The 14,993-nt window shown below is 63.2% G+C and carries 15 protein-coding genes and 1 pseudogene; 3 read left to right on the top strand and 13 right to left on the bottom strand.

Features of this window, described 5'->3' with window-relative positions; genetic code table 11:
• A pseudogene (locus AADJ04_RS14870) lies at nucleotides 1-424 on the top strand (alpha/beta hydrolase); the annotation flags it as partial.
• 55 nt (nucleotides 425-479) lie between these two features.
• On the opposite strand, the gene AADJ04_RS14865 reads toward AADJ04_RS14870, so the two are convergent.
• From AADJ04_RS14865 to AADJ04_RS14855, 3 genes are all read right to left on the bottom strand, one after another.
• Nucleotides 480-1,142, bottom strand: a complete 663-nt coding sequence (locus tag AADJ04_RS14865) for an HAD family phosphatase (protein WP_341240082.1) — start codon at nucleotides 1,140-1,142, stop codon at nucleotides 480-482.
• 72 nt (nucleotides 1,143-1,214) lie between these two features.
• Nucleotides 1,215-1,652, bottom strand: coding sequence for a YchJ family metal-binding protein (locus AADJ04_RS14860; protein WP_341240081.1), 438 nt, complete (start codon nucleotides 1,650-1,652; stop codon nucleotides 1,215-1,217).
• Entirely contained in the window at nucleotides 1,649-2,347 is a 699-nt protein-coding gene (locus AADJ04_RS14855) for a DUF4197 domain-containing protein (RefSeq protein WP_067512181.1), read from the bottom strand. The genes AADJ04_RS14860 and AADJ04_RS14855 overlap by 4 nt, the downstream gene beginning before the upstream one ends.
• A gap of 150 nt (nucleotides 2,348-2,497) precedes the next feature.
• Between AADJ04_RS14855 and AADJ04_RS14850 the strand changes: the two genes are divergently transcribed.
• Nucleotides 2,498-2,986 carry a YetF domain-containing protein gene (locus AADJ04_RS14850; RefSeq protein ID WP_341240080.1) on the top strand — a complete coding sequence of 163 codons (489 nt, stop codon included), beginning with the start codon at nucleotides 2,498-2,500 and terminating at the stop codon, nucleotides 2,984-2,986.
• A gap of 36 nt (nucleotides 2,987-3,022) precedes the next feature.
• On the opposite strand, the gene AADJ04_RS14845 is transcribed toward AADJ04_RS14850, so the two are convergent.
• From AADJ04_RS14845 to AADJ04_RS14835, 3 genes are all read right to left on the bottom strand, one after another.
• Nucleotides 3,023-3,811 (bottom strand): alpha/beta hydrolase, encoded by a 789-nt coding sequence (locus AADJ04_RS14845; protein WP_207375285.1) that lies wholly within the window; start codon nucleotides 3,809-3,811, stop codon nucleotides 3,023-3,025.
• 217 nt (nucleotides 3,812-4,028) lie between these two features.
• Nucleotides 4,029-5,159, bottom strand: coding sequence for an acyl-CoA dehydrogenase family protein (locus AADJ04_RS14840; protein WP_341240079.1), 1,131 nt, complete (start codon nucleotides 5,157-5,159; stop codon nucleotides 4,029-4,031).
• A gap of 38 nt (nucleotides 5,160-5,197) precedes the next feature.
• Nucleotides 5,198-5,866: an SDR family oxidoreductase gene (locus AADJ04_RS14835; RefSeq protein ID WP_341240078.1), complete on the bottom strand. Its 669-nt coding sequence runs from the start codon at nucleotides 5,864-5,866 to the stop codon at nucleotides 5,198-5,200.
• 126 nt (nucleotides 5,867-5,992) lie between these two features.
• On the opposite strand from AADJ04_RS14835, the gene AADJ04_RS14830 reads away from it, so the two are divergent.
• Nucleotides 5,993-7,324 carry an IS1380 family transposase gene (locus AADJ04_RS14830; RefSeq protein WP_103737289.1) on the top strand — a complete coding sequence of 444 codons (1,332 nt, stop codon included), beginning with the start codon at nucleotides 5,993-5,995 and terminating at the stop codon, nucleotides 7,322-7,324.
• Between the two features lie 283 nt (nucleotides 7,325-7,607).
• On the opposite strand, the gene AADJ04_RS14825 is transcribed toward AADJ04_RS14830, so the two are convergent.
• From AADJ04_RS14825 to AADJ04_RS14795, 7 genes are all read right to left on the bottom strand, one after another.
• On the bottom strand, nucleotides 7,608-8,693 hold the full coding sequence (locus AADJ04_RS14825) for a DUF695 domain-containing protein (protein ID WP_142083372.1): 1,086 nt from the start codon (nucleotides 8,691-8,693) through the stop codon (nucleotides 7,608-7,610).
• Nucleotides 8,694-8,803: 110 nt separating this feature from the next.
• Nucleotides 8,804-9,997 (bottom strand): acetyl-CoA C-acyltransferase, encoded by a 1,194-nt coding sequence (locus tag AADJ04_RS14820; RefSeq protein WP_341240077.1) that lies wholly within the window; start codon nucleotides 9,995-9,997, stop codon nucleotides 8,804-8,806.
• Nucleotides 9,998-10,047: 50 nt separating this feature from the next.
• Complete coding sequence (gene aceK / locus AADJ04_RS14815) at nucleotides 10,048-11,853, bottom strand: bifunctional isocitrate dehydrogenase kinase/phosphatase (RefSeq protein ID WP_341240076.1); 1,806 nt, start codon at nucleotides 11,851-11,853, stop codon at nucleotides 10,048-10,050.
• A 53-nt stretch (nucleotides 11,854-11,906) separates the two neighbouring features.
• Nucleotides 11,907-12,566, bottom strand: a complete 660-nt coding sequence (gene can, locus AADJ04_RS14810; RefSeq protein ID WP_066690647.1) for a carbonate dehydratase — start codon at nucleotides 12,564-12,566, stop codon at nucleotides 11,907-11,909.
• A gap of 28 nt (nucleotides 12,567-12,594) precedes the next feature.
• Nucleotides 12,595-13,785, bottom strand: coding sequence for an isovaleryl-CoA dehydrogenase (locus AADJ04_RS14805; protein ID WP_066690655.1), 1,191 nt, complete (start codon nucleotides 13,783-13,785; stop codon nucleotides 12,595-12,597).
• A 29-nt stretch (nucleotides 13,786-13,814) separates the two neighbouring features.
• A complete protein-coding gene (locus AADJ04_RS14800; protein ID WP_082758569.1) occupies nucleotides 13,815-14,198 on the bottom strand; it encodes a PaaI family thioesterase in 384 nt (127 codons plus the stop codon).
• A 122-nt stretch (nucleotides 14,199-14,320) separates the two neighbouring features.
• Nucleotides 14,321-14,716, bottom strand: coding sequence for a MerR family DNA-binding transcriptional regulator (locus AADJ04_RS14795; RefSeq protein WP_044396927.1), 396 nt, complete (start codon nucleotides 14,714-14,716; stop codon nucleotides 14,321-14,323).
• Nucleotides 14,717-14,993 lie beyond the last annotated feature (277 nt).

Genomic DNA, 14,993 nt, shown 5'->3' with positions numbered 1-14,993 from the left:
TGCCTGGGCGCGAGCCACCGCCAAAGTGCCCGTGTGGCTGGTGGGCACCAGCCGTGGCACGCAATCGGCCGCCTATGCAGCCACCGTGCTGCAGGGCGCAGACGCGCCCGATGGCGTGGTGTTGACAGCGACCATCCTGACGGATGACAAACAGCGCCCGGTTCCAGCCATGCCGCTGGAACAAATCAAAGTGCCTGTGCTGGTGGTGCACCACCAGCAAGATGATTGCTCTTACTGTGCGTACAGCGAGATTCCCAACCTGATGGCCAAGCTGACACACACACCCCGCAGCCACCTCATCACCGCCACGGGCGGCAAAAACCAGGGGGATGCCTGCGCGGCCTTTGCGTACCACGGGTTCAACGGCCTGGAGGCTGACGTGGTAGGGCAAATGGCCGACTGGATTCTGGCCCCGGCCCGGTAGGGATGTCCTGCGCACATCGTCCAGGGCGCGCCAAGGCCCCATCCACGCGGTGGCGCTATGCCAGCAACGCAGGCAGCAAAGCCATGTCGGCAATCACCTGCACGGCCCCGGCGGCGCGCAAAGCTTCGGGCGAGCTGTGGCCTACCGATGAAGGGCTGTAGCCCACCACCGTAGCCCCGGCAGCCACACCGGCGGTAACGCCGGTCACCGTGTCTTCCACCACCAGGCAGCGGGCGGGGTCTACCTTCAGCGCGGCGGCAGCGGCCAGGTACACATCAGGCGCGGGCTTGGTGCGGGGCATTTCGTGGCCGCTGAAAACGCGGCTGCCAAAGTAGCTGGCCAGGCCCACCTGGGCGAGTTGCATCTCCACCTTCTGCCGGTCTGCACCCGAGGCGCAGGCGATGCGGCCACCGAGCAGCGCGTGCACGGCACGCACGGCATTCACCGCACCGGCGATGGGCTGCAGGCGCGCTTGCAGTTCGGCATTGCGGCGGGCGTAGAACTGGGCCATCCAGGCATCAGTGAGCGGCTTGCCGGTGTGCGCCTGGATGCGCGCGGCCTCGCTGCGCACGGTTTTGCCGATGAAGATCTCCATGCAGTCTTGCGCGCTGATGGCCCAGCCCGCTTCGTTGAGCATGGAGCACAGCACGCCGTTGGTGATGGGTTCGCTGTCTACCAGCACGCCGTCGCAGTCGAACAGTATTGCTTCAAATTTCATAGCTGGCAGCGCTTATCCAGCAAGCGCTGGAGGCCAATTTCATTAAAAATGGAAAAGTGGTGGGAAGCCAGTTCAACGCACAGGGAGCATGTCGCCATCGACGTAGTACCAGCGCCCGCCTTCACGCACGAAGCGGCTGCGTTCGTGCAGGCGCACGGCGCGGCCGCCCAGGCGGTGGCGGGCGACGAATTCGACCTCGGCGTGGTCGGCGTCTTTCACCCAGTGGCCGCGCACCTCCAGGCCCAGCCATTGGGCGGCGGCGTCAAAGTCGAGCGACGCAGGGCGGTGGCTGGGGTGCCAGGTGGCCAGCAGGTAGTCGGCCCGCTCGCACACAAAGGCGGTGTAGCGCGAACGCATGAGGCATTCGGCGTCGGGCGCGGGCTGGGCATCCCAATGGTCGATAAAACGGCCGCAGCAGTCGGCATAGGCCAGGGGCTTGGCCTTGGCGCCGGAGCCTTGCAGGCGGCCGCAGGGGCAGGCAGCAGAAGGAACGGCAGGCGTGCGGCTCACCGCAGGGCCCCGAACACGCGCTGCAACACGGCACTGCCTGCGCCTGCCGGGTTCTGGCGAATCTTGCGCTCTTCCTCGCCAATCATGAAGAACAGGCCGTCAAGCGTCTTGCCCGTGACGTAGCCTGCCAGGTTGCTTTCTTCGGGCTTGAGCAGGCCAAAGCTGGCCGCCTTGCCGGCAAAGGCGTTGTACTTCTGGGTGAGGCCCACGTTTTCTGTGGCCTTGTTCACCACGGGCAAAAAGCGCTCAGACAACGGAGCGCGCGTCTTGGTCACGAAGAACTCGGTGACCGACGTATCGCCGCCTGTGAGGATGTTTTTGGCATCGGTCACGCTCATGGACTGCACGGCCTGGACCAGGATGTCCTTGCCCAGCGGCACGGCGGCTTCAGCAGCGCGGTTGATGGAGGTGACCAGTTCATCAATGCGTTTGCCCTGGCCCATGGATTTCATGACCTTGGCGGCGTCTTCCAGGTAGCCCGGCAGACCAATGCGCACCTTGGGGTTGCCCAGAAAGCCATCCTGGCGCCCCAGCAGCGCCACGGCGGCCTGCGCGCCCTGCGCCAGCGCAGCCTTGACGCCACGGCCGGCATCGGCGTTAGATATATCGCCCAGCGACAGCGCCCAGGCATGCTGATAGGTGGTGCACAGCAGCGCCCCGACGAGGCTGGTTTGGTGGAATTGGCGGCGTTGCATGGCGGCGGTTCTTTCGGTGAAAGCGACGGATGGTTCCCGCAGGGCAGCAACTGCACCGCGGGCCGGAGGTACCCGATTTTCGCTCAGGCTCCAAGCTTGGTTCACAGGCCGTAGACTGCACCCGTCCAGCATCCAGGAAGGAGCCTTGCAATGTGGCAGATGAGCGTGCCGTGGTGGGAGTTTGTACTGCGCGGCATCGTCGTGTACCTGTTCCTGCTGGTGTTCATGCGCCTCACGGGCAAGCGGCAGACGGGGCAGTACGAGCCGTTTGATTTGATCCTGCTGCTGATTCTGTCGAACGCGGTGCAAAACTCGATGAACGCGGGCGACAACTCGCTGGTGGGCGGATTGATCTCTGCCAGCACGCTGATGCTGTGCCATGCGGCGCTGGCGCGGCTGGCGTTTCACTTTCCGCGCGTGGGCTACTGGGTGGATGGCAAGGCCCAGGTGCTGATTGACCAGGGGAAAATCGACCAGAACCTGATGCGGCAAGAATTGCTGACGCGCGAAGACGTGGAGGCCGCGCTGCGTGCTGGCGGCTGCCTGCACGCGCACGAGGTGGAACGTGCCACCATCGAAACCAATGGACAAATTACCGTGGTGCTGCGGCCCGCGCACCGGCCACTGAACGCAACGTGACCGCGGCGCCCCCGCCCATCACGGGCGCTTGGTGTTTTACAGGCGGGCGAGAAACGCCGCCAATGCAGCATTCACGGGCTCGGGGTGCGTGAGGTTGCTGGCATGCCCGGCGCCGGGCACCACCACCATGCTCGCGCGCGGCAGGCCGTCGGCCATAGCCTGAGCACGTTGCAGATCAATGGCGTTGTCCAGTTCGCCATGCACCACTAGCGCCGGCACTGTGATGGCGCCCAGGCGGTCGCTGATGTCGTCGCGGCTGGCCAGGGTGGTAAAGCATTGCATCAGATTGGGCACGGTGAACCCGCGCCACTTTGCCTGCCACTGCGGGGCGCCTGCCCAGCCGTCGCCCAGGATGATGTGGGCTACCACCCCGGCAATCTCGTCCGACAGGCCGTTCTCCATCCAGGCTTTCATCAGCACCTCGTGGCCCGCCATCTTTTCCGGCTGCTCCGGCAGGGCCTGTGTGTTGATGAGCACCAGCGCCCGCACCAGGTCGGGGTGGGTGAGCGCGCAGCGCAGCGACAGGTAGCCGCCCTGCGACATGCCCGCCAACACGGCCTGGCGCACGCCCAGGTGCGCCAGCAGCGCGGCCAGATCGTTGGCGGAATCGTAGTAAGTAAAGGGGTCGCAGCGCGCGAGGTCGGCCGTCTGCCCATGGCCCCGCTCGTCCCAGGTGATGCAGCGCCATGTGCTGCGAAGGGCCTCGACTTGCGGCGCGAACATGCTGCTATCCATCAGCAACCCGTGCGAAAACACGATGACCGGGCCTTCTCCGCCCGTGTCTTCGTAATACAACTTCTGGCCATTGACGTGCGCGAAAGGCATGCGGAGCTCCTGAAAAAAACAGGCCTCCATCCTTGAACAAGCCCGCCCGCACTGCAACCGGCGCAACCCGCGAAAGGCTGCGCACGAGTCACCCAGGCGTCAGCCCGCAGGTGCCGGTACGCGCACCACCCCGCAGTCGGCGGTGGCAAAAAATGAATGAAATTGGCCGCAAGCCCTTATCTGGAAGGCGCCATCAGCTATCAACTCAAGAGCAACATCAGGCCAGCGCGCGCTGGATGATGATCTTCTGCACGTCGCTGGTGCCTTCGTAGATCTGGCACACGCGCACGTCGCGGTAGATGCGTTCCACCGGGAAGTCATTGACCACGCCGTAGCCGCCCAGCGTCTGGATGGCGGCGCTGCACACGCGCTCGGCCATCTCGCTGGCAAACAGCTTGGCCATGGCGGCTTCTTTCAGGCAGGGCTTTCCCGCATCGCGCAGCGCGGCGGCGTGCCAGATGAGCTGGCGTGCGGCCTCGATCTGCGTGGCGCAGTCGGCCAGCCGAAAGCCCACGGCCTGGTGGTTGAAGATGGCGGTGCCGAAGCTCTCTCGCTCTTTCGAATACGCCAGCGCTGCATCAAACGCACTGCGCGCCATGCCCACGCTTTGCGCGGCGATGCCAATGCGGCCGCCTTCGAGCGCACCCAGCGCGATCTTGTAGCCCTCGCCCTCGGCACCAATCAGGTTCTCGGCCGGGATGCGGCAGTTGTCGAAATTGATCTGCGCCGTGTCGCTGCTGTGCTGGCCCAGCTTGTCCTCCAGCCGCGCCACCACGTAGCCGGGGTTGCTGGTGGGCACGAGGAAGGCGCTCATGCCCTTCTTGCCCGCACCCTTGTCGGTGACGGCGATGACGATGGCCACATGGCCGTTTTTGCCGCTGGTGATGAACTGCTTGACGCCATTGATCACGTATTCGTCACCCTGCTTGACGGCCGTGGTGCGCAGGGCAGAGGCGTCAGAGCCCACATGCGGCTCGGTCAGGCAGAACGCGCCCAGCATCTCGCCACGCGCCAGCGGCGAGAGCCAGTCGCGTTTTTGCTGCGCGTTGCCGTAGCGCATGAGGATGGCGTTGACCGGGCAGTTGGTCACGCTGATGGCGGTGCTGGTGCCGCCGTCACCGGCCGCGATTTCTTCCAGCACCAGGGCCAGCGTCACATAGTCCAAGTTGGCGCCGCCGAACTCTTCGGGCACGCAGATGCCGTAGGCACCCAGCGCGGCGAGGCCCTGGTGGGCCTCCTTGGGGAAGTGGTGTTCCTTGTCCCAGCGCGCAGCATGGGGCCACAGCTCGGTCTGGGCAAAGTCGCGCGCCGCGTCGCGGATCATTTCCTGGTCTTGGGTCAGCAGCATGGGTTGTCTCCAGAGTTGTTGTTCGTGATGAAGGGGCCTTACCAGTGCGTGGCACGGCGGCCGTCGTGGTGCAGCAGGCGGCCTTTGTCAGCCGGTGTGACGCTGGCCAGGGTGTTGCGCAGGCCACGCACGCTGTCTTGCACCGTCAGCGGCGCGGTGCCGCCGCCCATGTCGGTCTGCACCCAGCCCGGGTCGATGGTGACCAGCGTGGCGCCGGGGTAGTTGTGCTGCGCCGCCGCCACGGCCATGTTGAGCGCCGCCTTGCTGGTGCGGTACAGCCACGATTCGCTATTGGGCACGCTGCCGATCTGCGACATGGAGGACGACAGAAACGCAAACACCCCGCCCGCATCCGCCACCAGCGGAGCCACTTGCGGAATGGCCTGCATGGCGCCCAGCACGTTGGTGTGCATGACGGCATCAAAGTCTTGCTGCGTGGGTGGCGTCAGGGCGTTGGGGCGGCGGATGATGCCTGCCACATAGATCGCCAGGTCGAGCTTTTCACCATCGAGCTGCCAGGCCAGGCTGCTGACGCTGGCGGGGTTGGCCACATCCACCGTGAGCACGTCAGCGCCCAGGGCCTGCACGCGCTCGCGCCCCGCGTCGCCACGCACGGTGGCGATGACGCGGCGGCCGTCTTCGGTGTACTGGCGCACCAGCTCCAGCCCAATGCCGCGCGATGCACCGATGATGAGGATGGACTTCATGGCAGGTATTTCAGTCAAGTAGGCCTCTAGCCCGGATATTTCACCGTAGTAGAGCCACAAACGAGGACGGCATTGCCCTTGTGTGCCCGAAAATCCAGGTGTCGAATCTTGATCAACGAGCGGGCAATGCCGAAGCCAAACTGTACCGAAGAAATTGACGTTGGGAGCATGGACTTTGGCCGGTTGGGCCGGCGCGTGGTGCAGGGGTGTTTTGACGGCGGCAGCATGACCAGCGATGGTGGCGTGATGCTGCTTGGCCAGGTCGATCGCAAGCTGGGCTTGATGGATGCGGCGGCGCGCTGCATCGCCGATCCGCGCAATCCGCTACTGATCACGCACGACGTGCGCGACATGTTGCGCCAGCGGGTGTACGGCCTGGCGCTGGGCTGGGAAGACCTCAACGACCACGGTGCTCTGCGCTGTGACGTGGCTGTGCAGACGGCTGTTGGCGTGGACCACGAGATTGCCAGCGCGCCTACGCTTTGCCGACTGGAGAAATGGGCCGACCGTGCCACGGCGTGGCGGCTGCACGAGGTGTTGGTCAATCAGTTCATCGCCAGCTTCGAGAGCGCGCCCGAAGAGTTGGTGCTGGACTTTGATGCCACCGACAACCCGTTGCACGGCCAGCAGGAGGCACGCTTCTTCCATGGTTACTACGACAGCTACTGCTACCTGCCCCTGTACGTGTTCTGCGGCCAGCAACTGCTGTGCGCCTACTTGCGGCCCAGCAACATCGATGCGGCGCAGCACGCTGGGGCTATCCTCAAGCTGCTGGTGCGCCGACTGCGCCAGAGTTGGCCGCAGGTGCGCATCGTGTTTCGGGCCGACTCCGGGTTCTGCCGCCAACGCATCCTGAACTGGTGCGAGCGCGCCGGCGTGCACTACATCGTGGGTCTGGCGCGCAATGCACGGCTGCAGGCGCGCGTGGCGTTTGCCGAACTCTCAATGAAAGACGAATACGAGCGCAGCGGGGCCAAACAGCGCATGGTCGATGAATTCGACTACGCCGCACAGAGCTGGCCGCACGAGCGGCGCGTGATCACGCGGCTTGAATGGGGCGCGCAAGGCTGCAACCCGCGCTTCATCGTGACAAACCTTGCCGGTGATCCCCAGGCGCTGTACGACGGCGTGTACTGCCAGCGCGGCGAGGCGGAGAACCGGATCAAGGAAGCGCAGGTAGGGCTGTTCGCCACGCGCACGAGCTGCCATGTGCTGCGCTCCAACCAACTGCGCATGCTGCTGGCCGCGCTGGGCTACGTGCTGGTAGAGAGGCTGCGCGCGTTGGCGTTGCAGGGCACAGAGCTGGCCACGGCGCAGATCGACACGCTGCGCATGAAGCTGCTCAAGGTGGCGGCAGTGGTGACGCGCAACACGCGGCGCATCCGCCTGTACCTGGCCTCCAACTGGCCCAGTGCGCAGACCTTCGCGCACGCCATGAGCCAGCTGCGCTCACCCTGAACACACCAGCAGCGCCTGGCCGGCGCGATGAAACAAAAACGGCCCGCAACCCAAGCCGGGGTGGGGGTCAGTGCGACCGCATTGCGCATGCCAACCATCACACCCATGGCTGCGGCCAACATCGTGGCCTTGCTCGCTCAAATCCGCGCCGCGATGCCCCGCTGCGCAGGCCGTTGCCTACATGCGTGAAATATCCGGGCTAGCGCTTATCCAGAAAGCGCAAGCAGCTATGCTTTCAATAGCAAATCACTCAATGCGCATGGCCAGGGCGAGGCAAGAACCTTCAGTGGAGCAGGTAGCCTGCGTACTCAAAGTAGCCCGTCCAGGCCGGGTCGTAGCGCAGCTTCAGCTCCAGCGTGGCCGCTTCATCGCGCAGCAGCAGCGGGGCCAGCGTTTGCTTGGCAAGCTGTTCATCGCTCACGTAGAACAGCGCCTGGCGGCGGCCTGCGCGCGCCAGGGTGAGTGCAGCCACGCCCAGTTGCGGCAGTTGCAGCAAGGTGGCGGCCTGCTCTTGCAGGTTTTGTGCGGCGGCCAAGGCTGCGCTGTCGGGCACTGCCAGGTCGAGCGTGAGCGCGTAGGGCAGGTCCGCACGCATGGCCACGGCGTTGGCAGCCAGGTTGACAGCCACCACGCCTTCGTCGCTGCCGCCGGTTTCGGCATCGCCCTCAGGGTCGTCCACGGGGTTGCCTTCGTCGTCCACGGCGCAGTTGAATTCCAGCTCCAGCCCTTCCCACTGCGGCTCGCCTTGCGGAAAGTGGCCGGTGTGGCCCAGGGTCTGGGTCCAGAAGGCATCAAACACGGGGGGCAGCTGGCTCAGCGGCGTCCACGACACATCGGCGTCGTAGTCGTCTTCGCCCACAAAGTCCACCGCGCCCACTTTCACGGCGAAGTCGTATTCGCCCAGCACATGGTCCAGCATGATGAAGGTCATGTGCCGCGCATGTTCGGCAAATTCAGCAGGGATGTCGCGGGCAAAGCGCAGTTCCAGCGCGGCCTGGCCGTTGTCGGGCTGCAGGGCCACCAGCACATCGGCGGTGGCCAGCTCAAAGCCATCCATGCCAATGGGGAAGTCAGGCTCGGCGGTGCGGGCGCGGAAGGCCACCACGCGGTGGTGCCGCAGCTTGGGGGCGGCGTCCACCAACTGCGTGAGCAGCGGAAACTGCTCGATGCTGCCGTGCGCGGTGATGATGAGGTCCACCACGGCGTCCTCCGGGTGGCCCTGCAACTCCAGGGCCAGGCCCTTTACATGCGCCTCCAGCAGGGTATTGGCCTGCTCCACCCGCTCGACCAGGGGCTGCGCGTGCAGTGCAGCCTCCTGCGCGGAAAAGTCAGCCCAGAAAGCGGCGATGGCGGGGGAAGCGGGGTGCATGCAGGGGTCCGGTAAAAAATGAAGGAGCCGTAGTATTTCAGAAGCCGGTGGTGCCGCCACCGGACCTGGCTGCGGGGCCAGGCCAACGGTGTTGCGGCACCCCGTCTGCGTCAGACCAGCTCAATGGCCATGGCCGTGGCTTCGCCACCGCCAATGCACAGCGTGGCCAGACCCTTCTTCTTGCCACGGGCCTGCAGCGCGTGCAGCAGCGTGACGATGATGCGCGCACCGCTGGCGCCGATGGGGTGGCCCAGGGCGCAGGCGCCGCCGTTCACGTTCACCTTCTCGTGCGGCACCTTCAGGTCGGCCATGAGGGCCATGGGCACCACGGCGAAGGCTTCGTTGATTTCCCACAGGTCCACGTCTTCCACCGACCAGCCCGCCTTCTTGAGCGCCTTTTGTGTGGCGCCGACGGGGGCGGTGGTGAACCACTCAGGCTCTTGCGCGTGCGTGGCGTGGGAGACGATCTTGGCCAGGGGCTTGCAGCCCAGCGCTTGCGCGGTGGACTGGCGCATCAGCACCAGAGCGGCGGCGCCATCGTTGATGCTGGAGCTGGCGGCGGCGGTGATGGTGCCGTCCTTCTTGAACGCGGGCTTGAGCGTGGGGATCTTGTCCAGGCGGATCTTCAGCGGGCCTTCGTCCTGCTCCACCGTGACTTCGCCCTTGCGGGTGCTGAAGGTGACGGGGGTGATCTCGGCCTTGAACGCTCCCGAATTGATAGCATCTTGCGCACGCTGGACGCTCGCCATGGCGAATTTATCTTGTTGTTCGCGGGTGAACTGGTACTTGGCGGCGCAGTCTTCGCCAAAGGTGCCCATGGAGCGGCCAGCTTCGTAAGCGTCTTCCAGGCCGTCGAGCATCATGTGGTCGAAGATCTTGTCGTGGCCCATGCGGTAGCCGCCACGGCCCTTCTTGAGCAGGTAGGGCGCGTTGGTCATGCTCTCCATGCCGCCGGACACCATCACGTCACGGCTGCCGGCCACGAGCTGGTCGTGCGCGAGGATGGTGGCTTCCATGCCCGCGCCGCACATCTTGGACAGCGTCACCGCGCCGGTGCTGCGCGGCAGGCCACCCTTGAAGCCGGCCTGGCGTGCTGGCGCCTGGCCCTGGCCTGCCATCAGGCAGTTGCCGAACAGCACTTCGTCTACCTTCTCAGGGGCCACGCCGGCACGCGCCACGGCGGCCTTGATGGCAGCGCCGCCGAGGTCGTGCGCAGCGAGGTCCGAGAAGTCGCCCTGGAACGCGCCCATGGGGGTGCGCGCTGCGCCGACGATGACGATGGGGTCTTGGTGAGGTGTAGGCATGGAAAGTCTCCTGAGTTGAAATGAGGGAAGAGGTAAGGACTGCCCGTGGCTCAGGCAGGGGTGTGAACGAAGCGGCGCTCCTGGTGGTACGGAAACACATCCAGCAGGTGGCCTGCCTGGATGCGCTCTTTGTGCTCTTGCCAGAAGGCGGGGTCCAGCAGGTCTGCGTGGTGCTGCATGAACACATCGCGCACTTGCGGGCTGCCCAGCAGGAAGGGACCGAAGGTTTCAGGGAACACATCGCGTGGCCCTACGGTGTACCAAATCTCACCGCTCAGCTCGTCTTCTTCGTTGCGGGGCGCGGGCACGCGGCGGAAGTTGCAGTCGGTGAGGTATTCGATCTCGTCGTAGTCGTAGAACACCACCTTGCCGTGGCGGGTGATGCCGAAGTTCTTCCAGAGCATGTCGCCCGGAAAGATGTTGGCCGCCACCAGGTCTTTGATGGTGTTGCCGTATTCGATGACGCAGCGCTCGATCTGCTGGCGCGCATGGGCATCGTCCGGGCCGGCGTCCAGCGCCTCTTGCAGGTAGATGTTGAGCGGGATCATGCGCCGCTCGATGTACAGGTGCTTGATGATGACTTCGGTCTGGCCGTCACCATCGCGGTCACTGATTTCGAGCTGACTGGGGGCAAACTTTTCAATCTCGGCAATCAACTCGTCGCTGAAGCGATCGCGCGGGAAGGCGACTTCGCTGTATTCGAGCGTGTCGGCCATGCGCCCCACCCGGTCGTGCTGCTTGACGAGCATGTACTTGGCCTTGACCTGCTCGCGCGTGGTGTCCTTCTGCGCGGGGTAGAAGTCCTTGATCAGCTTGAACACATACGGGAAACTGGGCAGGTCGAACACCAGCATGACCATGCCTTTGATGCCCGGCGCAATGCGGAACTGGTCGCTGGAGTGTTTGAGGTGGTGCAGAAAGTCGCGGTAGAACAGCGTTTTGCCCTGCTTGGCCAGGCCCAGGGCGTTGTAGATCTCGGCCCGCGGCTTGCGGGGCATGAGGCTGCGCAAAAACTGCACATAGGCGCTCGGCACTTCCATGTCCACCATGAAGTAGGCGCGGGCAAAGCTGAAAAGGATTTGCAGGTCTTCCTCGCCAAACAGGGCTGCATCGATGGTGAGCTTGCCCTGGTGGTCGTGCAGGATGGGCAGGGCAAACGGCACTTCGGTAAAGCCGTTGATGATCTTGCCCACCAGGTAAGCACCCTTGTTGCGAAAGAACAGGCTGGTGAGTACCTGGATCTGGAAATTGGCGCGCAGCTTGACCTGGTCCAGAGCCAGCCGGTCCTGCACAGCAGCCAGCACATGGCGGGTGTCCCGCTCCAAATGGGCAAACGCGCGCTGCAACTGGAAGTTCTCCAGAATCATGATCAGCGTCTGGTGCAGCGTCTCGCGCGTGGGGTAGTAGGCGCGGAAGGTAGGCTTGGCCGCAGGCTCGTCGTTCTCGATGTACTCGGTGCTGACGGCGGGGCGCACAAAGATGAAGTCGTTGTGGAAATGCGTGCGATGCAGAATCTTGCAGGTGACCGAGTTGAAAAAGGTCTCTGCCAGTTCAGGCTGGTGGTGGTTGACGAGCAGCCCGATGTAGTGGAACTTGGCCTGGTGCCACACCTCCATGGGCTGGCTGCCTGCGCCAAACTCCTTCTCCAGCCGCCGCACGCATTCCTTCACCCGCAGGTCATAAAACTCGATGCGCTCGCGCTGCGCCCGCTGCTGGCCCAGCCAGTCAGCGGTTTCAAAACGGTGCTTGGCACGGGCCGATTCCGTGCGGAACAGGCGGTAATGGCGGTTAAAACCGTCCATCATCGCCTTGGCGATGGCATAGGCCAGCGGTGAGTCAAGCCGTTGGGGAAACATGGCTTCGCCAGTGGGAGCTGATCGCCGGATAACCCTGGGCCTGCTCGGGTGCGTCAACCCCGGCGCGTGGCGGCTACACCTGCAATAGCCGCACGGTAAAGAGCGTCCAGGCCTTCGGTGCTGTCTACCGTCATGTGCAGGTTGTTGATGAGCCCGTCCTTCAGGCCATAGCACCAGCCGTGCAGAGTCACTTTCTGGCCTCGACCCCAGGCGTCCAGCATCACCGTGGTCTGTGCGATGTTGACCACCTGTTCGATGGCGTTGAGTTCGCACAGCACATCGTGGCGCCACTGCGGCTCCACCGAGGCGATCAGGTCACGATGGCGATCACGCACGTCGGTCACATGGCGAATCCAGTTGTCCGCCAGCCCCACGCGAATGCCTTCGAGTGCAGCCAGTACACCGCCACAGCCGTAGTGACCCACCACCATCAGGTGCTCCACCTTGAGTTGATCCACCGCGTATTGGATGGTGGACAGGCAATTCAGATCCGTTGGCACCACCACGTTGGCCACGTTGCGGTGCACAAACACCTCTCCGGGCTCCAACCCGGTGATCTGGTTGGCTGGCACCCGGCTGTCGGAACACCCCACCCACATGTACTTGGGCTTTTGCTGCGCCAGCAAGCTGGTGAAAAAGCCGGGCCGTTCACGCTCCATCTGAGCCGCCCAGGCGCGGTTGTGTACAAACAGGTCGTCGATGGATGTGGGCATGGTGTCCTCAGGTCAGGTTCAATGGTGGTCAGCAGGTTTCGGCAAACAGCTCGCGGCCAATCAGCATGCGGCGGATTTCGCTGGTACCGGCACCAATCTCGTACAGCTTGGCATCACGCCAGAGGCGGCCCAGGGGGTACTCGTTGATGTAGCCGTTGCCACCAAAAATCTGCACGCCCTCACCCGCCATCCAGGTGGCCTTTTCGGCGCACCACAAAATGACGCTGGCGCAGTCCTTGCGCACTTGGCGAACATGGTCCGTACCCAGCATGTCCAGATTCTTGGCCACGGTGTAGGCGAACGAACGTCCGGCTTGCAGCACGGTGTACATGTCAGCGACCTTGCCCTGGATGAGCTGGAATTCACCAATGCTCTGGCCGAACTGTTTGCGGTCGTGAATATAGGGGATGACGTTGTCCATCACCGACTGCATGATGCCCAAAGGCCCTCCGGTCAGTACGGCGCGCTCGTAGTCAAGGCCGCTCATGAGCACCTTGGCCCCTTGGTTCACACCACCCAGCACATTGGCCGCTGGGACTTCCACGTTGTTGAACACCAACTCGCCCGTATGGCTGCCGCGCATGCCGAGCTTGTCGAGCTTTTGCGCAATGCTGAAGCCTGGCATGCCCTTTTCAATGAGGAAGGCAGTCACACCACGCGCACCCAATTCAGGCTCCGTTTTGGCGTACACCACCAAGGTGTCGGCGTCGGGACCGTTGGTGATCCACATCTTGCTGCCGTTGAGCAAGTAGTAGCCACCCTTGTCTTCGGCCTTCAGCTTCATGCTGATCACGTCCGAACCAGCGCCCGGTTCACTCATGGCCAAGGCGCCGACATGCTCACCGCTGATGAGCTTGGGCAGATACTTCTGCTTTTGGGCTTCGTTGCCGTTGCGGTTGATCTGGTTCACGCAGAGATTACTGTGAGCACCATAGGACAGCCCCACCGAAGCGCTGGCCCGAGAGATTTCCTCCATAGCCACCATGTGGGCCAGATAGCCCATCGCTGCGCCGCCGTACTGCTCGGGTACGGTAATGCCGAGCACACCCAAGTCACCCATGCGGCGCCAGAGATCCATAGGAAACTGGTCGGTCCGATCAATTTCTGCTGCACGAGGCGCAATTTCTGACTGGGCAAAGTCACGCACAGCATCGCGCAGGGCGTCGATGTCTTCGCCCAGTTGAAAGTTGAGGCCAGGAAGGTTGGATGGAAGGCTCATGGGTGTCTCCTTGTCAAAATGGATTGTTGTCAGTCGCGTAGCTGTTCTCGGCCCGATACCGCCATCAAGGTGCAGGCCATCGTGGCGACCAGCTTTTCTTGCTCGCCTTGCAAGGCAAAGGCGCGGCCTTCGCACACAGTGATCGTGCGCCCTGGTTTGAGCACACGTCCCTCCATGCGAAAGCGCTCCCCGGCAGAAGGCGCCAGCAAATTGATTTTGAATTCAATGGTGAGGACGGCAGCGTCTTCTGGCATCAAGGTCAAGCCGGCGTACCCGCAAGCGGAATCGAGCGCTGTGGCAACAACCCCTGCATGCAAAAAACCATGCTGTTGCGTCAGACCTTCGGCCCAGTCAAGAGCGATATCAACGACTCCAGGCTCAACCAACTGAAGGGAGGCTCCCAAGGTTGCCATCACCCCTTGCTTGCGAAAGCTCTCTTCCACTCGCGCTTTGTACGCGAGATGCTTGGGCTGAAAAGCGTTAGCTGTCACGGCACCCCCAAAAAATTGACGTTTACGTAAACGTCAATTATGGATCATTTTTGCTTTTCTGACTTTGCCAGTAGGGTGCGCGCTTCTTTTTCGTGCTCTCGCACCTCTTCCAAGTTGGCCTGTAGATCGGCCAACTGCGCTTCCAGCTGCTTGCGGTGCACCGTCAATACATCCAGAAACTTGCGAAGCTGCACGCCGGTGTCTCGCGGGCTGTCGTACAGGTCAATGATTTCCTTGGCCTCAGTCAGGGAGAGGCCCAAGCGCTTGGCGCGCAGCGTCAGCCGCAGTCGGGTTCTATCTCGGGGGCTATAGATACGATTTCTCCCCCCCGCGCCCGTGCGCTCTGGCTGTAACAGCCCCATGTCCTCATAGAAGCGAATAGCCCGCGTTGTCAGATCAAACTCTTTGGCAAGATCGCCAATTGTGTATGTGGTCGCCATGAAAAAGGGAAGCCCAAAGGAAGTTCGAAAAAGACCGAATCCGCTATGACCTTTACGTCAACGTTAATCGTACAGCAATGACGGTACTGTGCTTCCTCGACTTCGGAGCTTGGGAAAAGCTCAGACCGAAGAAGACGAGAAACTAGGGGAGGAGGCACATGTGGGTACAGAGGCTCTGAGATCACGAACTGAAGGATATACAGACATCCGGAAGCGGACCCCCTAGGGGCTGTTGAGAATCAAGCACAACGGCTCGGAGGGCTGTGATGCAATAGGC

It is taken from the genome of uncultured Acidovorax sp. (genome assembly GCF_964021665.1).
Lineage (GTDB): Bacteria > Pseudomonadota > Gammaproteobacteria > Burkholderiales > Burkholderiaceae_C > Acidovorax > Acidovorax temperans.
This window is presented reverse-complemented; position numbering and strand designations above follow the sequence as displayed.